At 40.1% G+C, this 22,548-nt stretch carries 13 protein-coding genes, 1 pseudogene and 1 other annotated feature (1 of these 15 only partly in view); of the genes and pseudogenes, 2 read left to right on the plus strand and 12 right to left on the minus strand.

The genetic code is table 11. The annotated features are described in order from the left end of the window. The 7 genes from secA2 to M0R79_RS05655 all read right to left on the minus strand — a co-directional run bounded on the left by secA2 (window position 1) and on the right by M0R79_RS05655 (window position 9,730). A complete protein-coding gene (gene secA2, locus M0R79_RS05625) occupies window positions 1-2,376 on the minus strand; it encodes an accessory Sec system translocase SecA2 (RefSeq protein ID WP_248416053.1) in 2,376 nt (791 codons plus the stop codon). Beyond that, window positions 2,369-3,370, minus strand: a complete 1,002-nt coding sequence (gene asp3 / locus M0R79_RS05630; protein WP_248416052.1) for an accessory Sec system protein Asp3 — start codon at window positions 3,368-3,370, stop codon at window positions 2,369-2,371. The genes secA2 and asp3 overlap by 8 nt, the downstream gene beginning before the upstream one ends. Beyond that, on the minus strand, window positions 3,363-4,889 hold the full coding sequence (gene asp2, locus M0R79_RS05635; protein WP_248416051.1) for an accessory Sec system protein Asp2: 1,527 nt from the start codon (window positions 4,887-4,889) through the stop codon (window positions 3,363-3,365). The genes asp3 and asp2 overlap by 8 nt, the downstream gene beginning before the upstream one ends. Further along, the gene (gene asp1, locus M0R79_RS05640) at window positions 4,873-6,408 is read right to left on the minus strand and encodes an accessory Sec system protein Asp1 (protein ID WP_248416050.1); all 1,536 of its coding nucleotides are present in this window, start codon (window positions 6,406-6,408) and stop codon (window positions 4,873-4,875) included. The genes asp2 and asp1 overlap by 17 nt, the downstream gene beginning before the upstream one ends. Before the next feature lie 193 nt (window positions 6,409-6,601). Further along, window positions 6,602-7,696 carry an IS30 family transposase gene (locus tag M0R79_RS05645; protein WP_248416049.1) on the minus strand — a complete coding sequence of 365 codons (1,095 nt, stop codon included), beginning with the start codon at window positions 7,694-7,696 and terminating at the stop codon, window positions 6,602-6,604. 91 nt (window positions 7,697-7,787) lie between these two features. Then, window positions 7,788-9,077: an accessory Sec system protein translocase subunit SecY2 gene (gene secY2, locus M0R79_RS05650; RefSeq protein ID WP_310795402.1), complete on the minus strand. Its 1,290-nt coding sequence runs from the start codon at window positions 9,075-9,077 to the stop codon at window positions 7,788-7,790. Between the two features lie 80 nt (window positions 9,078-9,157). Further along, the gene (locus M0R79_RS05655; RefSeq protein WP_143440711.1) at window positions 9,158-9,730 is read right to left on the minus strand and encodes an LPXTG cell wall anchor domain-containing protein; all 573 of its coding nucleotides are present in this window, start codon (window positions 9,728-9,730) and stop codon (window positions 9,158-9,160) included. A gap of 52 nt (window positions 9,731-9,782) precedes the next feature. Here M0R79_RS05655 and M0R79_RS05660 point away from each other — a divergent pair, with 52 nt between their 5' ends. Both M0R79_RS05660 and M0R79_RS05665 read left to right on the plus strand, forming a co-directional pair. Further along, window positions 9,783-10,445, plus strand: a complete 663-nt coding sequence (locus tag M0R79_RS05660; protein ID WP_248416047.1) for an MSCRAMM family adhesin SdrC — start codon at window positions 9,783-9,785, stop codon at window positions 10,443-10,445. Between the two features lie 159 nt (window positions 10,446-10,604). Further along, a complete protein-coding gene (locus M0R79_RS05665) occupies window positions 10,605-13,421 on the plus strand; it encodes a hypothetical protein (RefSeq protein ID WP_248416046.1) in 2,817 nt (938 codons plus the stop codon). Between the two features lie 3,395 nt (window positions 13,422-16,816). On the opposite strand, the pseudogene M0R79_RS09355 reads toward M0R79_RS05665, so the two are convergent. The 5 genes and pseudogenes from M0R79_RS09355 to M0R79_RS05685 all read right to left on the minus strand — a co-directional run. Then, window positions 16,817-16,948: pseudogene (locus M0R79_RS09355) on the minus strand (KxYKxGKxW signal peptide domain-containing protein); the annotation flags it as partial. Window positions 16,949-17,328: 380 nt separating this feature from the next. Continuing rightward, window positions 17,329-17,529, minus strand: a complete 201-nt coding sequence (locus M0R79_RS05670; protein WP_092571934.1) for a cold-shock protein — start codon at window positions 17,527-17,529, stop codon at window positions 17,329-17,331. A gap of 146 nt (window positions 17,530-17,675) precedes the next feature. Continuing rightward, a complete protein-coding gene (gene radC / locus M0R79_RS05675) occupies window positions 17,676-18,362 on the minus strand; it encodes a RadC family protein (protein WP_248416045.1) in 687 nt (228 codons plus the stop codon). Window positions 18,363-18,413: 51 nt separating this feature from the next. Beyond that, window positions 18,414-19,733, minus strand: a complete 1,320-nt coding sequence (locus tag M0R79_RS05680; protein WP_248416044.1) for a bifunctional folylpolyglutamate synthase/dihydrofolate synthase — start codon at window positions 19,731-19,733, stop codon at window positions 18,414-18,416. Between the two features lie 59 nt (window positions 19,734-19,792). Beyond that, window positions 19,793-22,420, minus strand: a complete 2,628-nt coding sequence (locus M0R79_RS05685) for a valine--tRNA ligase (protein ID WP_248416043.1) — start codon at window positions 22,418-22,420, stop codon at window positions 19,793-19,795. A 40-nt stretch (window positions 22,421-22,460) separates the two neighbouring features. Further along, window positions 22,461-22,548, minus strand: a binding site (T-box leader); it runs 113 nt beyond the window's last position.

Genomic DNA, 22,548 nt, shown 5'->3' on the forward strand with positions numbered 1-22,548 from the left:
TTAAGCAAAATGTACAACAATCTCACCGAGTGGATTGGTATCGATATAGCTCAAACATAGATAACGAACCGCCTTCTGATAAATATAATCACACATCCATTCATAGCTTTTCAAGGCTTCAGAGTGATATTCATAGAGAATGTTTTTCTGGGCCAATTGTCGTGTACCTACAACTTGTTTAAATTGTTGTAAATAGTCTACTTGCTCAATCCAACCCACATCAATCGCTTTAAGTAGAGCCTTGCGAACGAAATCATGATATTCATGGTCAGATTTTAGGTCTTTGCGTTTCTTAGCTAACTCAGATTGAAAAATCTCGATTAAGTAATTTTTGACACTGAGCTGATCACTAAAATCAATTTCATCAGCAAGATCTAGCCATTCATAGGTTAAATGTGACGCGATAAAATTTTGAACCGTCTGCCGATTAATAACTGAATTCTCAAGGAAATTTAGAAACACCTGTTCAGCCATCGCTTGTAATTGATGAGAAGGAATCGGATGATCTTCATTTAACAAAATCTCTCGCTCTCGATAAATCATATCGCGTTGAAGCGAAAGACTTTCATCCATATACGTAGCTTGTTGACGAATTTCTTTAGCATGTGAATCACTGGCCGCTTGAGCTTGGTTGAGTAGTCGCTGATACTTTCCACGTTTAAACCGGCTCATTCGCTGAATATTTCTCGACAGAATTTTATCCGAAACCAGGCCCCATTTTTGAATCAGGTCATCTTCCAAAGAGGCAAAGAAGACACTGGCTCCTGGATCGCCTTGACGACCTGACCGGCCTCTTAATTGTAAATCTATCCGCTGAGAAACCATCTTCTCTGTGCCGATAACCAGCAAGCCTCCCAGTTCAGCGACCCCTGGTCCTAACTTAATATCAGTGCCCCGACCAGCCATCGGTGTCGCAATGGTTACGGCATCTTTGTGGCCGGCCATGGCGATGATTTCAGCTTCCTTCGCGATGTGATAGGCATTCAGGACATTATGGGGGATGCCCTTCTGTAATAAAATATTAGAATAAAGTCTCGACATGGCAACAGAGCCGACGGCTAACAGAATTGGCCGTCCGGTGTGATGTTCTTCTTCCAATAACTTGACGGAGGCCAGAATCTTCTCTTCTAAATTTGGATAGATACGATCAGGATAATCAATACGTTGAACAGGTCGATGGGTGGGAACCGCTATCACTTCCATACCATACACCTCATTAAATTCTTGTTCACTGACCTTGACCGTCCCCGACATGCCCGACATTCTATTAAATTTTTTGAATAGATTCTGATAAGTAATCGAGGCCATGGCTCGTTTCTCTTGGGTTAACTTGACTGATTCTTTGGTCTCAATGGCTTGATGTTGACCAGCCTGAAGCCGAGTCCCGGGTAAGGAACGACCAGAACTTTCATTCAATAAGGTAATTTCCCCTTGATCAATAATATATTTTCGATGCTCTTCGAATAAGTGATGGGCTTTGAGTGCTAGAAGAATATGGCGATTTAGTTCGCTATATTTACTTTGATATAAATTATCGATTTGAAAATATTCTTCGGCTTGTTGAATTCCCCGACCCGTCAACCATACGGATTCCCGTTCTTCATCTAAGCGAAAATCTGGACCTTCTTCTAACATTCTGACAAATTGATCCGAGAGTTGATATAAGTTGGATTGAACCCTAGGGGAACCCGAAATAATTAAAGGCATCTGAGCAGAATCCAAAAGAACCGAATCGATTTCATCGATGATGACAAAATTTAAGGGACGCATGTATTGATCTTCTTGTTCACTGGCTAAATTCTCGATTAAATAGTCGAAACCTAAGGTACTGTATGTTGTATAGACGACATCAGCGCTATAAATATTCTTCTTTTGAACAGCGGTAAAATCAGGTTCTTTGCTATCTTCTTTCACACCGATAGCTGTCGTTAACCCCAGCCATCGAAAGACGGGACTCATTTCCTTGCCATCACGCACGGCCAAATATTCATTGGCCGTAACTAATATGGCCCCCTTGCCAGATAAGGCATGGAGATAAAGTGGGAATAAAGCTGTCAAAGTCTTGCCCTCACCGGTTAACATTTCTGCTACTTGACCTTGGTGCATGACGATGCCACCTAAAATTTGTTCATCATAAGCAAACATCCCCAATATACGATAAGCCGCTTCGCGCATTGTTGCAAAGGCTTCAGGTAATAAATCATCTAAGCTCTCGCCCGCTTGAATCCTTGCTTGGTAATCTTTAGTCTGTTGCTGAAGCTCTGTATCTGAACAATCCCGCATCTTTTTTTGCCAGCGGTTCACTTGCTTTAATCTGCGCCTAACTTTCTGTAAGCGAAAATAATTAAAACTCAATATATTTTGATTTCTAGCCATGATTCGCCTCATCCTCTAACATAAAGATTAAATTCACTGAATAATCAAGCAAGCGACTAAAAACATATTGTTTGGAAATCGATGTTTGTCCTTGATAACCAAAGAAATGTGCAAACTGATAGCTCTTTTGAATATGGTCAAAGTCAGGTTTAGGGTGATGGTGTATTTGCCGGTATAAATTAGCATATTCTTGCCAAGAAAAGCGGTCAAAACTAATTTCTAATCCATCATGCTCAATCATCGTCGCATAATAAACTGCCAACCAATTACTATAAGGTCCATAACCCACAAATCGAAGCTTAGCTTGATGTTGCCGGATAAATAAAACCAATTTCATCAAGTGCTCGAACATCTGATCACTGTACCACTGATTTTCTGGGAAAGACAGTCCTATCCCATTGATTGATTTGAACATAATTGGATGAATCGACTTCTGACTCACTGAATGAGACGGTTCTAGAAAGATTAGACGCACAGGTCGCTGCCATTCTATGTCATCAAACCTTTCTCCAAAGCCAGTCAATTCTTGATCGAGTGACCAGAATTGATTAGTTTGCTTCATTACTGAGTCTGTTGTTTCGATCCACAAATAATGAAACTCTAATCGCTGCAAACCCGCTGCTAATAAGTCTATCTGATAAAAACTGGCTTGTTCTGGATAAGTAAATTCCGATGAATCTTGACGTAAATAGCTTTCTTCAATGAGGTCATCGCTCATATCGAAGAATTTCAAGCGAAGATAAGCACTATGATTTGGTTGGCTTTGAGCTTGTAAACCTATTCGATAAAGTTGACCAGGAATTAATAAAGGCAAGCTGGCAACCTTTTTATCAACATAATAGGTCGAGGAAGAATGCCATTGATGAATCGCTATCCCTGAAGGCAAATTAGCATTCTGGAAGATAACCTTGTTCTCTGCCACATACTGAATTTGACTGCCATATAATAAAGAAGATCGATGCAAACTCCCCCAAGGAATCTGTACCCTAGTCATCTGCCTCCTCCTCTCTAAAATCATTAGCGAGTATACGCCGGTATTGGCTAATAAACCATTCAAAGATACCAGGAGAATCATCATTATGCCGTCCTTCTAAAGCTTTGGTGATGATATGGCTTCCCTGTTTAGATAGATGGGCCAACAATTTGTTTCGGGCCTGATTATCATAATCATCTTGTAACATATAAGCGATGGCAACGATTGTCTGGCTCAATTGCGCCTGATCTAATTTCTCAAACAATTTCTGATCTAAATCTGGATCTAACTCATCAGCAATGAAGTTTTGATTTCTTTGAACAATATCCAGAATCGTAAGAAAGTCATTGGGTCTTTCTAAAGCCGTGCGCCGAGCTATTAGATCAATATGCACTAAAGGTTTCCCAATAATAATCGCGTGTGGTTGAAGTTGACAACCATAATAAAGGGCAGCGAACGTTCCCATCGATAATCCAGAAAGAATTAGATCATTGGCTTTGAAGCCTAATTGATTGAGCTGGCCTTGAATGACTTGCAAGATAGCTTGCTCATAATCTGGACGGCCAAGGTAGAAGGCCCCCCCTTCAACCCTTGGATCACTGAAAAGAATAAAAGGATGCTCTAAATCTTTCATCGTAAAGTAACCTTCAAAGCCCTCCTGAGGCCGATATCCAGAAAAATAAACATTTAAAGGAGGTTTTAGGTTTCCAGGAGAAAAGTAATAAAAAAATTCACTTCGGTCTTTTGCCACAAACCGCTGACCGCCTGGAATAAAAGCATAACCATTCTCTAAACTATGACGCCAGTGGAGGGCACCCAAGCAGAGGTCGCCCTGCCCTTGACCCCATAAATTCACCGTAAGATAGGTCCCGTCTTGATATCTTTTGCTCTCAACGATTAGCGGATCTCGACCTGAAAGAGCTAAATTAATTTCTTGTAAGAGATTGCCGTATTGATCCCATTCATAAACTTTCAGTTGAAGAGATAAGCCAGCAGGTCCAATATACTCTAGCCAAAATTCTAAGTTACGATTGGGATCTTTATAGATTGTTTGTTTCCACCCTGCAATCTGTACATAATCTTTGGTTTGAATCCCTGAGATATTGATGTAATTATTGCCATAGTAAACTTTGCTACCCACCAACTGCTCATTAAAGAAGATGGTATTCATTTTTAATTTTTCACCGTATGGACGGGGAAAATAAGAGTGAACGATTTGCTCGATTAAGGTATCCTTAGCGCGTAAATCCTCAATACGTGCCTGCATTTTCTGGCAAAAAAGTTGACCAGCTATCGATAGATCACTAAATAGTTGCCGATCTATCCAGACTCGGTAAGGACTGGCTAACAAGGATAAAATGGCAAAAGTCTGATCTTCAAGAGCTTCTTCAAGAATAATTAAATCAAACTGACGATCTTCGGCCACTAAATTGGTCAAATCATCTGAACCACATTGGGTCCATTTTAATACTTCTTGATAAGTTATCGGGACAGACCAAATTCCCTCGCCAATCTGTAATACATTAATGGGTGTAATCATAGAAATACTCCTCGAATTTCTGCTTTAAAGCTGGGACGAGCTGATGGCTGCCGTAGGTCTCAATCAAGCGGACATTATAGATTAAAGCTTGGTTCCATTTCTCTAAGTCATCCGTAAAATAACTAATTGCCCGAGGAAGCTGACCTAGATCATCAATGAGATAGCCATTTTTACCATGATGGACAAATTCGCTAGACTGTCGATTCACCTGAGGAATTCCCACGCTGATAGCGGCCATTTGGGCATAAGCTTGGGGCACCGTTCCGACATCAATCATCATGCGCGCTGTAGCCATTAATTTCATAAAGACAGCGTCATCCCTGATCTCATGCCAATGAATGATTTCTTCACTTTCTTCTAAGACCAGTTCGTTAATTTCCTGCTCCGCTGAATGCTCTGCTTGCCATTGATTTATGAGTTGCTTGAACTTAGGCTTCGTTGAAAAGCTAATAAAATTTAATACATATTTCTCATCAGGTAACCACGTTTTGAGCAATCGAATCATTTCTTGAACGGCTTGTTCAGGCATATTATCAACAATAACAATGATCTCGTTTTCTCTGATTTGTGAGCTCTTTCCTAATTCAAAACGACTATCAAAAGCTGGGATGACTAAGCATTCATTGGTCGAGTCAGCTTGTGCTAACTGAGAAAACTCTGCTTCTAATTGCGATTTTAGCGACTGATTATCAACTAGGAACAAGATTTTATGATTTCCGGCTATGTCAGACAAATCTTTAATCGCCTGCCTATCAAAAGATGAAAAAGCGAAAACGAGTTTACGGTGCTGAGAGAATGGGATAAACAAATCATTGTGAGCCTGATGTGAACCAACAATCAATATATCTTCGACACTAAACGCTTCAGCCATAACATAATCTAAATAGTCTGCTAATAAATCTTTCAAGTGTGCATAGTGTCGATGAAACCCTAATGGCAAATAAGGCTTAGTCAATTCACAAGAATCATCCTCTAGATGATGAACGAGAACTTCTTTACCGGCATGATCAACGTAGACACGTCGAATTGCTTCTCCCGCTCGATAGTCCTCAGTCATTGAGTAATAACCACGATCATCCAGATAAACTCTCTGCTCTAGATTTCCCTGACTAAAAAAATCCACATAAATGATGGTGCCTTGATGACTAAAATTGACTTGAGCATAAATCTGTCCGCAAGACTTAATTAAGAGATGATAAGGTGTATAAATTAGTTCTGATTCTGGAGGCCATGACAAGTCTTCAAGCTGAATCGGCTGACTCAATCGATCTTCAAATCCTTGTAACCAATCAAAGAATGATATATATTTGACCCCAGTCATACGGTAATTATTCAAGGACAATCGTAAGTGTGGCGCATAATTCAGTATTAACAGTAAAGTGTCCTCCCCTAACTGATGAAACATCTGGGCACGACCTAAAACAGAGTCAAAGATCATACTATAATTTGGCTCAAAATGAGGCAAACTCGGTGAATGCCAAGGATTTTCTTGATCAGGTGCCGGTACAAAGATATACATATTACCCCTCTTTTATAATTTAGAAAAAGTATGTAAATTTCAAGTATAAGTTAGCCACCTAGGGTAACTAGCTATGTAACATTAATCCTCTCTGCCAGTGACGGCTTGACAATGAGCTGAGGCATGGTAGTTTGGTTCACAAGTGGGTCATTGACCTCCTCCCCAAGAAAACCATGCCGAAGGAGGCTCGTTGTCAAGCTGGCACGTGTGCTCGAGCTTGTCTTTCTTTATAGAAACAGTGTATGAAAATTTCATATGGGGTCTGATAGTCCAAAACCTTGCGCGAATAATGGTTCATCCATTGTTGGATGCGACGACAATCGGCTTCAGTCACGTCTTTCATCGAGGTTTCTTTGGGCAGAAATCGGCGAATCAACCCGTGTTGATTTTCACTGGTTCCTCGTTCCCAAGAGGCGTAAGGATGGGCAAAATAAACGGCCACGTCGTCAGCCAGTGTTTGACTCAACCCCGCAAATTCTAAGCCGTTATCCGCCGTAATACTCTTAAAGAGTAACGGAAAGTGGTCGCTTGCACGTGCTCGTAAGCTTTTGAGGGCGGCGTCCACCGCTTGAGCCGTCTTGTTCTCAATCTTTAGAATGACTTCAAAACGACTCAACCGTTCGACCAAGGTCAACAAGACCGGTTCATCTTTGCCTTTTTTGCCAATGACCGTATCAATTTCCCAATGACCAAAAGTTTGACGGGCATTAATTTCCTCAGGCCGTTCGTCGATGGACATCCCCAGGACTTTCTTATGGGGTCGAGTCTTCGGCGCGCTGACTTTGGCATGTCGTTTCAACTTTTCCACTAAATCAATATTTCGGGTCTGCATAATCTGGCAATCAATCCAATGATAGAGGGTCGTCGTACAAGGAATCAGACGCGGATCAATGTCGAGGACCTGCTTGGCGCGATGCACTACCACATCGGGTGACCACTTATCTTCTAACATCCGTTGATCGGCCCAATCGATAAAGACACTTGAATAGGCCCAAAGTGGTTTACGTCCACAATGTTGACGCTGATGCTCATAATCTTCTTGGCCGACTTCCGCGATATACTTGGAATATTGATAAGTATAAACCTTCCCATGTTGCTTTTGTTGACGGACTTGTTCAACCGTACCCCGTTTGACTTCGTTATGAATCGTTTGCGGCGCCCGTCCCAGTATTCGAGCAATGGCTCGGTTAGAATAGCCTTGTTTTTTCAAAAGTTCAATTTGGCTCCGTTCTTTGAACGATAAGTGTTTTGATTTACGATCAGATGTGGTAAAGTGGGTTTGCGTCATGTAAATTCATCCTTCTTATATTTTTGTGTCGTGACTTAAATATAACATGAATTTACATGGCTTTTTTATATTTTAGCGGTGGCTAAGTTGATTATAAAATCCGCCATTTAGAAAAAGTAAATAAAGGCTGGTATAAATTGGACATTTGATATAATTTGTATTCTTGGATTAAATTGAATAATATTGAAACTAAAATTAATAGCGAACCAGGCAACATGGTAAAATTCAATAAGTCAGGATTCTCCAGCGAAATCAATAAAGGCAGTCCTGATATCAAAATGAGCAATACACTACCAATCAGGGAATACTTCAGCAATCGCTTAGATAAAAATTGATAAGTCATTCGACCCGGTTTGATATCCAATAGATAATCACCATTTTTTTGCAATGATTCAACTAAATCTGACAGATTATAATTCAGAAACGAAAATCCCATTGAAAGAATAAATAACAGTAATAGGTAGACTACAATTCCTAACGGTTTTGTTAAACGCATCTGTTCCATCGCATATTGCAACCCTTGATTCTTGGGGAAAATATAATTCAGGATGGTTAATAAATATTGGGGAATCATGAAGAAAGATATCGAAAACATAATCGGCATGGCTCCCGCTGTATTCAACTTAATTGGAATATAGGCTCGCTGGGCATATTTATTATTTATCATTGGCCTTTTTAATGGATATCTGCGTTCAATTAAATGAATAAAAATCCAGACAGGAAAAAGTAAGGTTAACAAAAGAGCTATCAGAATTATTGAAACTTGAAAATATAAGTCCTGTGATGTAGAGACTTGCACCAACATATGAAAAATATTATTTGCAAATCTAACTATGACATTGACTCCAATTAAACTTGAAATACCACCAAAGCCATATTCTGTATTGATATTAGCCAACCAGACTAAGAGAAAGGTACCACTAGTTAGAACAATGACTAGGATCAATAAAGTACAAATCGATGGATAATCAGTATCAATCAATAGTTTATTTTTTTCAATCATGATATATACACCGACCGATTGAAACGTTGAAATCAGCAAACAAATGATATATTTAATTAAATCAATTTTATCTTTTGGATATCTTTTTAATTGATTCTTTTTATTCTGTGAGTAGATTTGCCATAATATCATGGCCGTCATCCAAGGAGCTAATCCCACCGAAAACAAGGAATAATTATCCATATTCCCCCCGGTTAATATTACAAATATAGAGAAAATATCATTATTGGCATTATTCTGATTCAGCTGTTGAACATCTAACAAAGGCAAGGGAATTTTTTGGCCTAGGCGGTAGATCATAACAATGGTCAATAAACAAATAAATCTCTTTTTTAAAGCTGAATTCAAAGTTATTTGGTTCTTTTTCATAGCAAACATTCATTCCAATCATAATAAACACAAAGAGACTGTCTTATTAATTAAGATAGTCTCTTCGTGTATTTATTAAAGCTTAATGACTAACGTTGTCCTTCTTCACCACGATTTAAATCTTTCCTTTTCTTTGAGAGAAGTGCATAAGATCCTAATCCAGTCAATATTGCTCCGTAAAGTCCTAAGTTTCCATTATCTTCACCCGTATATGGTAAGGCCATACCTTGGTATTCCACTGATGGTAAAGAATTGGATTCAAAGTAGCTATTTGAGGTGGAGTCGATCAGACTAGCTGACTCACTTAGAGATTGAGAATCAGAGAGACTCGCTGATTCTGTATTAGATTCGCTAGGCAGCTCAGAGGTTGAGCTACTGATTGATTCGCTTGGTTTAACGGAATTAGACTCATTAAGTGACAGGCTTATTGAAGCAGAATCACTGAGAGATACGGAAAGCGAATTGCTGGCTGATAAACTTAGCGATGCTGATTCACTCATTGATGGGTTCGGATTATCTGAAACTGAATTACTTAAGGACGCTGAGATTGACGCACTCATGGATTCAGATTCAGATAGGCTTACTGACTGACTATTTGATTCACTTGGTGTAGTAGAAGCCGATTGACTTAACGATGTACTGATAGACTCAGACAGGCTCATTGACGCTGATGCACTCGCGATTTCTGAGGCGATCAAGCTGTTTGATTCAGAGATGCTCGCTGACTCGGAGGCTATCACGCTATTAGACAATGAGGTGCTGGCTGATTCAGAAGCTACGACACTGTTTGATAATGAGGTGCTCACTGACTCAGATGCGACTACACTATTGGATAGTGAAATGCTCGCTGAGTCTGATAGGCTCGTTGATGTCGAAGCTGAGATTGATGTGCTTAACGATTCAGAATTTTCAATCGAAGTACTTAAGTATTCTGAAGCCACCACACTATTGGATAATGAGATACTTAGTGATTCAGAGGCGACAACACTATTAGATAGTGATGTGCTAGCTGATTCAGACGCTACGACACTGTTTGATAATGAGGTGCTCGCTGACTCAGATGCGACTACACTGTTAGATAGTGAAGTGCTAGCTGATTCAGAAGCTACGACACTGTTTGATAATGAGGTGCTCGCTGACTCAGATGCGACTACACTGTTAGATAGTGAAGTGCTAGCTGACTCAGACGCAACTACACTATTAGATAATGAGGTGCTCGCTGACTCAGATGCGACTACACTGTTAGATAGTGAAGTGCTCGCTGACTCAGACGCAACTACACTATTAGATAATGAGGTGCTCGCTGATTCAGAGACAACTACACTATTAGATAGTGAGGTGCTGGCTGATTCTGACAAGCTCGTTGATGTCGAATAAGAGATTGACGTACTTAACGATTCAGAGTCGGACACTGAAGTACTTAATGATTCAGAGTCGGAGATCGATGTACTCAAGGATTCAGAGGCGGACACTGAAGTACTTAATGATTCAGAGTCGGATACTGAAGTACTTAACGATTCAGAGTCGGAAATCGATGTGCTCAACGATTCAGAATCCGATACTGAGGTACTTAATGATTCAGAGTCGGAAATTGACGTACTTAACGATTCAGAGTCGGACACTGAAGTACTTAATGATTCAGAATCTGAGATGGACGTACTCAACGATTCAGAGTCGGACACTGAAGTACTTACTGATTCAGAGTCGGAAATCGATGTGCTCAACGATTCAGAATCCGATACTGAGGTACTTAATGATTCAGAGTCGGAAATCGATGTGCTCAACGATTCAGAATCCGATACTGAGGTACTTAATGATTCAGAGTCAGAAATTGACGTACTCAACGATTCAGAGTCGGATACTGAAGTACTTAATGATTCAGAGCTAGATACTGAGGTACTTATTGATTCAGAGTCAGATACTGAGGTACTTAATGATTCAGAATCGGATACTGAAGTACTTAATGATTCAGAATCTGAGATTGATGTACTCAATGATTCGGAATCCGATATTGAAGTGCTCAAGGATTCTGAGTCTGAGATTGATGTACTTACTGATTCGGAATCGGATATTGACGTACTTAACGATTCAGAGGCGGACACTGAAGTACTTACTGATTCAGAGTCAGATACTGAGGTACTTAATGATTCAGAGTCGGAGATGGACGTACTCAACGATTCAGAATCAGATACTGAAGTACTTAATGATTCAGAGTCAGATACTGAGGTACTTAATGATTCAGAGTCGGATACTGAAGTACTTAATGATTCAGAGTCAGAAACTGAGGTACTCAACGATTCGGAATCGGACACTGAATTACTTACTGATTCAGAATCTGAGATGGACGTACTCAACGATTCAGAGTCGGATACTGAGGTACTTACTGATTCAGAATCTGAGATGGACGTACTCAACGATTCAGAATCGGACACTTGCGTACTTAAGGACTCAGAATCAGAAACTGAGGTACTCAACGATTCGGAATCGGACACTGAATTACTTACTGATTCAGAATCTGAGATGGACGTACTCAACGATTCAGAGTCGGATACTGAGGTACTTACTGATTCAGAATCGGAGATGGACGTACTCAACGATTCAGAGTCGGACACTGAAGTACTTACTGATTCAGAATCTGAGATGGACGTACTCAACGATTCAGAGTCGGATACTGAGGTACTTACTGATTCAGAGTCGGATACTGAAGTACTTAATGATTCAGAGTCAGAAATTGACGTGCTCAACGATTCAGAATCGGATACTGAAGTACTTAATGATTCAGAGGCAGACACTGACGTACTTAAGGATTCAGAATCTGAGATTGAGGTACTTAAGGACTCAGAATCTGAGATTGAGGTACTTAAGGACTCAGAGTCTGAGATGGACGTACTCAACGATTCAGAGTCGGAAATCGATGTACTCAACGATTCAGAATCGGATACTGAGGTACTTACTGATTCAGAGTCTGAGATAGACGTACTCAACGATTCAGAATCTGAGATGGACGTACTCAACGATTCAGAGTCGGATACTGAGGTACTTACTGATTCAGAATCGGAGATGGACGTACTCAACGATTCAGAGTCGGACACTGAAGTACTTACTGATTCAGAATCTGAGATGGACGTACTCAACGATTCAGAGTCGGACACTGAAGTACTTACTGATTCAGAATCTGAGATGGACGTACTCAACGATTCAGAGTCGGATACTGAGGTACTTACTGATTCAGAGTCGGATACTGAAGTACTTAATGATTCAGAGTCAGAAATTGACGTGCTCAACGATTCAGAATCGGATACTGAAGTACTTAATGATTCAGAGGCAGACACTGACGTACTTAAGGATTCAGAATCTGAGATTGAGGTACTTAAGGATTCAGAATCTGAGATTGAGGTACTTAAGGACTCAGAGTCTGAGATGGACGTACTCAACGATTCAGAATCAGAAATTGACGTACTCAACGATTCAGAATCAGAAATTGACGTACTCAACGATTCAGAATCAGAAATTGACGTACTCAACGATTCAGAATCAGAAATTGAGGTACTTAATGATTCTGAATCGGATACAGAGGTACTTATTGATTCGGAGTCAGAAATTGACGTACTCAACGATTCAGAGTCGGATACTGAGGCACTTACTGATTCAGAATCGGATACTGACGTACTCACAGATTCGGAATCTGAGATCGACGTACTTAAGGACTCAGAGTCGGACACAGATGTGCTTTCAGATTCAGAATCTGAGATTGACGTACTTAATGAATTTGAATCCGAAATTGAAGTACTTAATGAGTTTGAGTCTGAAATTGACGTACTCAACGATTCAGAATCGGAAATTGAGTTACTTAAGGATTCAGAATCGGATACTGACGTACTTACTGATTCGGAATCTGAGATCGACGTACTTAAGGACTCAGAGTCGGACACAGATGTGCTTTCAGATTCAGAATCTGAGATTGACGTACTTAATGAGTTTGAATCCGAAATTGAAGTACTTAATGAGTTTGAATCCGAAATTGAAGTACTTAATGAGTTTGAGTCAGAAATTGACGTACTCAACGATTCAGAATCGGAAATTGAGGTACTTAAGGATTCAGAATCGGATACTGAAGTACTTACTGATTCGGAATCTGAGATGGACGTACTCAAGGATTCAGAGGCAGATACTGAGGTACTTACTGATTCAGAATCTGAGATGGACGTGCTCAACGATTCAGAGTCGGATACTGAGGTACTTAGCGATTCAGAAGCAACTATGCTATTAGATTTCGAAATGCTAGTTGAAAGTGATTCTGATGCTGAAACGCTGATTGAATCACTTAAAGATTCAGAATATCTAATGGAATAGGAATTTAAATTACTGATTGAAATACTAGTACTTGTTGATAGCGAGTCACTCTCTTGCGAATTAAGTAATAAAGAATTTGATAATGCTTGTGCTGCAGCTGTGGATTGAGCTATGACAACTGCCAGACTCATACTCGTCGATTGAGATACACTTTGAGACAGTAAAGAATTTTGGCTATTCAATACAGATTGAGATGTGGACTGTGATCTACTTACACTCAATGAAGCTGTTGAAGCAGACGTCGATAAAGACGTACTTACAGAAGCTCTTGAGGTAGAATTGGCAATCCCACTAAGACTGGCTGAGGTAGAAACGGATTGTGAATAAGAAGTAGAGGCCGAAGCAATCATCGATGCATTACTTTGACTCCGTAGTGATTGACTTTGCGAGAAACTAGTATTTAATGAATCTAGCGTTGATTGAGAAACACTTAAAGAACTCATCTTAGATTGACTGGCTGATACAGATAAACTACTTCTGGCAGATTCACTGAGTTTAGTACTATCCGATAGTCGATTCGATTCACTCATCGAAGCACTCGCACTGGTCGCATTAAAATTGCTAAGATCTTGTGATATAGAGGTTGAATCTTTAGCTGTCAAGCTTGAAGCTTGGCTATTTAAAGTACTTACAAATTTGGCGCTCTCACTTTGACTTACTGAAACAGATAGAGAATTTTGTGAAGCGACTGAATCACTCAAAGATTGTGATAAGCGATCAGATTGCACAGATTGTGATGCAGACAAGGAATCTGAAGTCGATGCAGATATTGATGCTGAAGTATTCAATGATAATGAATCCTGTTGTCCCAACTCAATAATAGTACCCAGGGTTGGATTGAGACCATTAGAACTACGAGCAACCAAAGCTACAAACTTCTCTGTCGTTGGGATTTTATTGGCTGCAATCGAAATATTGCTTGAACCATCGACAATATAATAAGTGCTACCATCTGCCGCCTTTTGAGGAAGACCTGGTAAGGTAGTCGTTCCATAAACCTTATTCATATCATACTTCCCAGTTAATGGATCAAAGGATACTAAATCCACAATAATTCCAGCCGTGTTCGTATTGGTTACATTAATTGGCGTGCTGATTCCTGTCGTCGAATCAGTAATAGATGATTCAAACTTATCAATAGTAATTGGAACCGTCGTAGCTTTAGTAGTATCAATCATATTCGTGCTTGTAGTCGGTGTTCCTGGAATATAGTCTTTACCATCTAAAGGATTTGTTTTAGAAACGCCTGCTTCTGGTAAGCCTAATACTTCGACCCCATCTCCTACTCCGTCACCGTCAGTATCTGGATTATTAACATCCGTTCCATAAGCAGATTCTAACTTGTCAGGGATTCCATCATTATCCAAGTCAGATTGGTATAAGAAAGCATTGGCATATGAACCCGCTAATGCCTTACCATCATTGACATTATTTTTTGAATCTAAATAATCTGCCGTTATCCAAGACTCAAAGGTCATATCCGCTTTATTAGCTAACAAATCGGAGATAGCCATCAAACCAGCCGCATCATTGTATTCATCTTTCAACGTATATTGAATAGTATAAGCCCGTGTTTGACCTAATGTTCCCCAAAATACATTATCATTTAAAGTGTTTCGTGCTGATTTCAGCTGAGTAGTAGTTTGATTATTTAAAATACTAATCGCTGGTGTGTTAGCAGTATCCACCACTCCATCTGAACCGACTACTAACTTGATTGGATTGGTCGGGTAACTAGTGGTATTAACTGGACCAATATTTCCTGAGTAATCAGAATTATATAAATAAACCCGATCTAAATCAATAAATGGAATTAACTCGGTTGGAATTAATTCATGAATATTTAAAACCCAGTTATAATCTGATTCCAAGAAGTTCTCATCAGGTTTAAAGATATGGGTCGATTTAATTGAGGTACCGTCCAATACAGTAGGAACAGCCGTCCCCTTATAGGAATTTGAGATACCCGCTTGATCTTGTGGGACTAAGTTTACTTTGTTGGTCATCCGCCCATTGGTAAATTTACTTGCGAAACTAGCTGCATCGGTCACAGCGGTAGTGCTCGAAATATATGAGTTGTCATAACTCGTCATCATCAGTTGATTGTTCGTATTCACTAAGAATGATTGCAAACCGTAGTTGCCAGTTAAGCCTAGGCTATCTAGTGTCGCCCCATTTTTCAAAGTGATTGTAATCGTGTCATTCTGAACAGAACCTAATGGTCCTAATTGCATGCTAGCTAAATCTAATGACCAGTATTTTCCACCTTCAAAAGTTTGGAAGTACTTAGCTGTGCCTGTCCCATCATTTCTGAAACTTAAACTCGCAATATTACTGAAAAAATCTTGATCAGCAAATTCTACAACATATTTACCTGCCAGAGTACTATAATTCGTATTTGGTGTTGTAGCGGCGAATGTATCGAAAAATGAGGTCAAAGTCATGGTAATTGTATTGCTAGTCCCAGATCCTCTGGCTGGTTCTTCCAATCCCATATAGCGGATTCCTGAAGCATTATAAACCACGCCACTCAGTTGGGGGATGGTTGAAGATTCGAGGGTTGACCCTGTTGCTGCCATAGGCTCAGTGACTGCCATCGCAAACAACATAGTATCAGAAATTTCATTTGGGTTAATTCCTAACGATTTTAATTGAGCGTCACTTAAATCATTGGGATTGACCAAGACAACACCTGAATCAGGGACAGTCTCACTGGTACCGTCATTATAGTTAATAACCAAATTCCCGGTTGCTGGATCAGTATCTAAGACAGGAAGGTCCGCAATAACCTTTTCCGAAACTAAACCATTATCAATTGCAATAGAATTTAAATCATTTTCTGTCGTTGTTGGAATGACTTCATGAGCTGTTTCAGTACTTAAAGTAGACTGAGGGCTTACCGTTTCAGTTGTATTCAAATCCTGGCTAGTCTCACTCATCGAATTTTTCAAGCTTTGTGATATAGATTCAGAACTACTGATCGATTCGCTCGTTTCTGTCGATAAAGATAAACTTAATTGTTCAGACTGACTTTCCGAGATTGACTCAGACAAACTCAGGGACTCAGATTCACTCATTGATTCAGAAATTAAGGTTGATTCTGATTCAGAGATAGAATTTGATAAAGCTTGTTCGCTGAGTTCTTGACTAATAGAAGCAGAAGTAGACTCAAGGTTCTCAGTACTTTCAACGGTGGTCAATTCTTGACTTTGACTCGTAGTTTCGGTCAAACTCGGTTGAGAGATCGCCACTGAAGTTTCTTCAGCTAAGAATTCTTGATCAACTTCTTGTGCATAGGTTAAATTATTATCTAAAAAAATACCTCCAGATAAAGCACCAAAAGAGAGAGCGCCTTTTAGAGCGTTCTTGACGATGTGATGATTTTCATCGACGGCTTCATCTGAGGTATCTACAGATTCAATATTTAAAAAACCAAGACGGGTTAACCCGATTCTTATCCACCTATTTCCAATTTTACGCATCTTAAAACGAGTCAACCTAAATGACTCAAATCTTTCTTTTCTCATATTCTACCCTCTTCTTCAATTTTTAGACATAAATAATGACAACTTGAACTCATTATAGGAAATAAATCCACGACAATCAACATTTAAAAGCTTTGATTTCTAAATTTTCAAAAATTATTTTGCGAAATTTACAACATTCATTGAGAGGAAGGGGTAGGTGAAATTTTGCTAAAGGCAATATATTTTCATCACGCTCAGCTTTGGCTTTCTAAAATAAATAAGACGATTGAATCACTTCAATCGCCTTCCATAGTTTCACCAACAGTCTTTGACAAAGAGCCCAAAATAGTTCCTTTTCTGTCCCTTATGAGCTAAAAAATATAAAAGATACAACAAAAAATACGACAAGCTATCAAGCCTGTCGCATCAATTTTTAATCATTACATTTTCACAACATTAGCTGCTTGTGGGCCACGTTGGCCTTCTTCAATATCAAAAGAAACAGCTTGTCCTTCTTCTAAAGTTTTGAAGCCTTCGCTTTGAATTGCAGAAAAATGTACAAATACATCTTCTTCACCATCGCGTTCAATAAAGCCAAAACCTTTATCAGCGTTAAACCATTTAACTTTTCCTTCTGCCATGTAACATACCTCCCCATACCAAAAATTTATTTCTGTCCCGGTACGAAAAGAATGTTACAGATCACTCTAAACAAAATGTCCTACCTGATTACAAAAACATAAGTTTATATTAGCATAAATCTGACAAAATACAAGTTAAAGCCCTATTATTCAAAAATATTTGTTTCTTCTCGCAAACTCAAATAGCGTTCTTGGCCAATAATAATATGATCCAAGATTTCAATTCCCATGATTTCACCACAGACAATCAAGCGTCGGGTAAAATCTAAATCAGCTTGCGAGGGTTCAACATCGCCGGAGGGGTGGTTATGGGCAATGATGATACGAGCAGTGGGAAACTTCACCGCTTCTTTAAATATTTCGCGTGGATGAGCCACACTGGAGTTGACAGTGCCCATAAAGATGGTTTTCTTCTTAATGATTTCATTCTTGGAATTCAAAAAAAGAGTCAATAGATGCTCTTGATGAAGTTGGGCCATCTCTTTGACTAACCATTGCCCTGCGATTTCAGTTGACATCATGGTCCCCAGCTTGGGTTGGGTGGCCATACTCATCCGATAACCGAATTCAATCGCCGCTTTAATTTCAATCGCCTTAATTGGGCCGACGCCCTTCACTGCTTGTAATTCATCAATCGAGGCTTGCTGTAAACTCGCCCCCGTCTCAAAATGACAGAGAATCTGAGTCGCTAAATCCAGAACATTACATTGTTTAGTTCCCGTTCTTAATAGAATTGCCAACAATTCATAATCAGCCAGGGCTTTCTCGCCATAATTTAGTAGTCGTTCGCGAGGTTGTCCATTAGTTGGCAGTGAAGCAATCTTAGAATTCATAATTTCTCCTCCCATCCTATCTTAGATAAGAGAATGGGAGGAGAAATCCGCTTAACGATTCTGATTTACAATAAATTCTCGCGCATCAGAAACAAAATATAAAGAACCGGTTAAGAGTAAAAGATGCTTAGCTTCAGCCGGTCGCCCTAAATAGTCTGACAAATAGGCTTGCCAATCAACCAACTTAGGGAAAGTATCCAGCTCATGCTGTTCTATTTCTTGATAGTCTTGGGCAGTCATGGCTTTTTCATGACCAAATTCGGTTAAGAAAATATCCCGAGCCGGGAAATTAATTAACAAAGGTAACTGCTCAGCCTGATTCTTAGTCGAAAGACCTGCATAAATGATCGTGTAATCGTAATCGGCAAAATACTCATCCATTGTTTGGCGCAAAGCATTCAAACCTGCTGTATTATGGGCGCCATCGATGTAAACCAGTGGATTTTGATGGACTTTCTCCATTCTGGCCAGCCATTGAGTCGTTTCGAGACGATGGCTTGCTGCTATCCAATCAATGTTCTGACCTTGAATCTGATCCATCCACAGACTAAAAGCCTGGAGAGCAACGGCTGCATTATCGACTTGATGATACCCTAGCATTTGAATATGAAAGTTCTCTCGGTAAGAATCATTAGCCCAGGTAAAACGACTGCCCAATTCTTGGACATTCTCAAGTTTTTCAATCTGGTAATCGTGATCAAAGGCCGAGAGCACTGCTTCTTCTTTTTTGACCTTTTGCTTAATAATTTGCAACAAGTCTGGTGCAATTCGCCCCGTTACTACTTGAGCATGGTCTTTAATAATGCCAGCTTTCTCATAAGCGACATTCTCAATCTTATCTCCGAATTTATCAGCATGATCTAAGCCAATGGTCGTGATTACCGCTAGCTGGCCGTCAAAATGAATGGTTGCATCTGTATAACCACCAATTCCCACTTCAATCAGACAAACATCTGGCTGTTTCTTGGCAAAGTAATAGGCTGCCATCACCGTATACAATTCAAAGAACACTAATCGACCAAAAGGAGTACTGGCCATATATTCATTGACTTCGACCATTTTATTTAGGACCTCAACTAATTCTTCATCTGAAATATTCTGTCCGTTATAAGAGATGCGTTCATTAAATTTCATGATATGAGGCGAAGTATAAGTGGCCACTTTCAACCCCTGACTTTGTAATAAATCTCTTAAGAAGGCAGTGGTCGATCCTTTACCATTGGTTCCTGTGATATGGATAACGGGTAACCCTTGATGGGGGTTTCCTAGGTAGTTGAGGGCATGGCCAACTTTCTCTACCGAGATTGCTTCAGCCGATTTATGTTGATCATTCATCCAGGCTAAAGCCTGTTCAATCGTTTGAAATTTCATCGAAGGACTCCTTTATTACAAAACGGTTCTCAGAATTGAGCCGACATTGTAAAGTTATTCTATAATTGTTTTAATTGTTCAATTTGATTACGAACAGTCTGCAATTGTTTCTGGTAGCTGGCGCCTTTTTCTTTTTCTTGGTTGACAATGTCTGCGGGGGCTTTGCTAACAAAATTATGATTGCTTAATTTCTTTTCTACACGTTGGACTTCTTGAGCCAACTTATCTGCTTCATTCTCTAAACGTTTAATTTCATCTTCTACTTTAATTAAGCCCAACAGAGGCATCATCACTTTAACATGAGGCGTCGTTTGGGTCACGACTTGTTCTGGTGTTTCTAGGTTTTGACCTATCTGCAAGCTACCTGGATGACAGAAGCGTTCCAAATAAGCTGCATTTTCTTTGAGCATGGTTTCAATCTGTGGATTCGTCACTTCTAAGTAGAGATCGACCGCCTTGGCCATTCCCGTGTTCATTTCATTACGGATAGTCCGAACAGCTTTAATCACATCGATTAAGACTTCCATGGCGGCTTCCGCTTGAGGATTGCGATAGTTATCATTAACCGTTGGGTATTCTGCCACCACAATCGATTGACCTTCTTCAGCGATTTGTTGCCAGATTTCTTCGCTGACAAATGGCATCACCGGATGCAATAAACGTTGGAACTGATCCAAGACATAGACCAAGATTGACTGAGTACTTTGATTGTCTTTATCTTGTTGTAAGCTTTCCTTAGTCATTTCAATATACCAGTCACAATAATCATTCCAGATAAAGTGATAGAGAATTCGACCTGCTTCACCAAATTCAAATTGATTGAAGAGACGCGTCACTTGATCGATGGTCTCTTGTAAGCGTGATAGAATCCACTGGTCAGCTAAGGTCAGATCTGAACCAATATTTATTTGATCCAGGGTCATGCCATCCACATTCATTAACACATAGCGACTGGCATTCCAGATCTTATTAATAAAATTCCAAGCGGCAGCCATTTTCTCTTCGGAGTAGCGAACATCTTGGCCTGGGGTTGAGCCATTAGCTAAGAACCAACGCAAAGCATCAACTCCATATTGGTCGATAACATCCATTGGATCGATGCCATTACCTAGAGATTTGGACATCTTCCGCCCATCTTCAGCGCGAATCAAACCATGAAGTAAGACATTCTCAAAAGGTCTTTCACCGGTAAACTCTAATGACTGAAAGATCATCCGTGATACCCAGAACGTTAAGATATCGTAGCCAGTCACTAAGGCATTGGTCGGGAAATAACGTTGGTAGTCTTCCGTCTTCTCTGGCCAGCCCATCGTGGTAAAAGGCCATAAAGCAGATGAAAACCAAGTATCTAAGACATCGGGATCTCGTTGCCAATTCTCTTCATCAGCCGGAGCTTCTAGACCCACATAGACTTGACCGCTCTCTTTATGATACCAAGCCGGAATCTGATGTCCCCACCAAAGTTGGCGCGAGATCACCCAATCGTGGATATTCTCCATCCAAGTTAAGAAAGTTTGATTAAAGCGAGCTGGGTAGAATTTCACGGCCTTGTCGGTCGCTTGATTTTCAATGGCTGCTTTCGCCAATGGTCCCATCTTTACAAACCATTGGGTGGAAAGATAAGGTTCAACGACAGCATCAGACCGTTCAGAGTGCCCCACGGAGTGAACCATCTCTTCGATTTTTATCAGGTATCCAGCTGCTTGTAAATCTTTAACGATTGCCTTACGAGCTTGGAAACGATCTAAACCAGCATATTTACCCCCATTTTCATTAATGGTTGCTGACTTATCCATCACATTAATCCGGGGAAGATTGTGACGGTTCCCCACTTCAAAGTCATTTGGATCATGGGCCGGGGTGATCTTAACCACACCCGTTCCAAATTCCATATCAACATATGGATCCGCAATCACTGGAATTTCACGATTAACTAAAGGAAGAATTACTTTCTTTCCAATTAAATGTTGGTAACGAACATCACTTGGATGAACTGCAATTGCTGTATCGCCTAACATGGTTTCAGGACGGGTCGTCGCGATCTCTACCCGCTCATCGGAGCCCACTACTGGGTAAGCGATATGATAGAAGGCTCCTGGATCGTCTTTATGGATGACCTCGATATCCGACAGAGCGGTCTGAGCAACGGGATCCCAATTAATAATGTATTCACCCCGATAGATGAGACCTTTCTCATAGAGGTCAACAAAGACCTTGTTAACCGCTTTGTTTAAGCCTTCATCGAGAGTAAATCGTTCCCGATCATAATCGACTGAAATTCCCATCTTGGCCCATTGTTGACGGATTGTCTGGGCATAGTCTTCTTTCCATTGCCAAACTTGATACAGAAAGGCTTCACGTCCTAATTCGTGACGGCTGATTCCTTCTTCCACCCGTAATTTCTCTTCAACCTTAGCTTGGGTGGCAATACCCGCATGATCCATCCCAGGCAACCACAAGGTATCATAGCCTTGCATGCGTTTCTGACGGATGATCATATCTTGCAGAGTCACGTCCCAAGCATGACCTAGATGTAATTTCCCGGTTACATTTGGAGGTGGAATAACAATTGAATAAGGTTCAGCATCTGGATCTTGACTCGGCTTAAAGACACCTTGGTCCAACCATGTCTGATACCTACCTTTTTCAACCAACTGGGGCTCATATTTTGTTGACATTTCTTTCATAATGACCAATTCCTTTCTAAATAAAAAATCCTAAGCAATTGCTTAGGACGAAATTTTCCGTGGTACCACCTAAATTAAATAGTATAAACTATTCACTCTCTAAGTCTTAACGAACTTCTCCGTGATCA

The organism is Ignavigranum ruoffiae (assembly GCF_023195815.2).
Classification (GTDB): Bacteria; Bacillota; Bacilli; order Lactobacillales; family Aerococcaceae; genus Ignavigranum; species Ignavigranum ruoffiae.

Bases quoted from the DNA above. Each gene is read 5' to 3' on its own strand.
- M0R79_RS05680 (WP_248416044.1), bottom strand. From the start codon at position 19,733: ATGAAATTTCAAACGATTGAACAGGCTTTAGCCTGGATGAATGATCAA.
- M0R79_RS05660 (WP_248416047.1), top strand. From the start codon at position 9,783: ATGCTCGCTGACTCGGAGGCTATCACGCTATTAGACAATGAGGTGCTG.
- M0R79_RS05655 (WP_143440711.1), bottom strand. From the start codon at position 9,730: ATGAGCCTGTCTGAGTCTATCAGTACATCGTTAAGTCAATCGGCTTCT.
- M0R79_RS05670 (WP_092571934.1), bottom strand. From the start codon at position 17,529: ATGGCAGAAGGAAAAGTTAAATGGTTTAACGCTGATAAAGGTTTTGGC.
- asp3 (WP_248416052.1), bottom strand. From the start codon at position 3,370: ATGACTAGGGTACAGATTCCTTGGGGGAGTTTGCATCGATCTTCTTTA.
- asp2 (WP_248416051.1), bottom strand. From the start codon at position 4,889: ATGATTACACCCATTAATGTATTACAGATTGGCGAGGGAATTTGGTCT.
- secY2 (WP_310795402.1), bottom strand. From the start codon at position 9,077: ATGTTTGCTATGAAAAAGAACCAAATAACTTTGAATTCAGCTTTAAAA.
- secA2 (WP_248416053.1), bottom strand. From the start codon at position 2,376: ATGGCTAGAAATCAAAATATATTGAGTTTTAATTATTTTCGCTTACAG.
- M0R79_RS05685 (WP_248416043.1), bottom strand. From the start codon at position 22,420: ATGAAAGAAATGTCAACAAAATATGAGCCCCAGTTGGTTGAAAAAGGT.
- asp1 (WP_248416050.1), bottom strand. From the start codon at position 6,408: ATGTATATCTTTGTACCGGCACCTGATCAAGAAAATCCTTGGCATTCA.
- M0R79_RS05645 (WP_248416049.1), bottom strand. From the start codon at position 7,696: ATGACGCAAACCCACTTTACCACATCTGATCGTAAATCAAAACACTTA.
- radC (WP_248416045.1), bottom strand. From the start codon at position 18,362: ATGAATTCTAAGATTGCTTCACTGCCAACTAATGGACAACCTCGCGAA.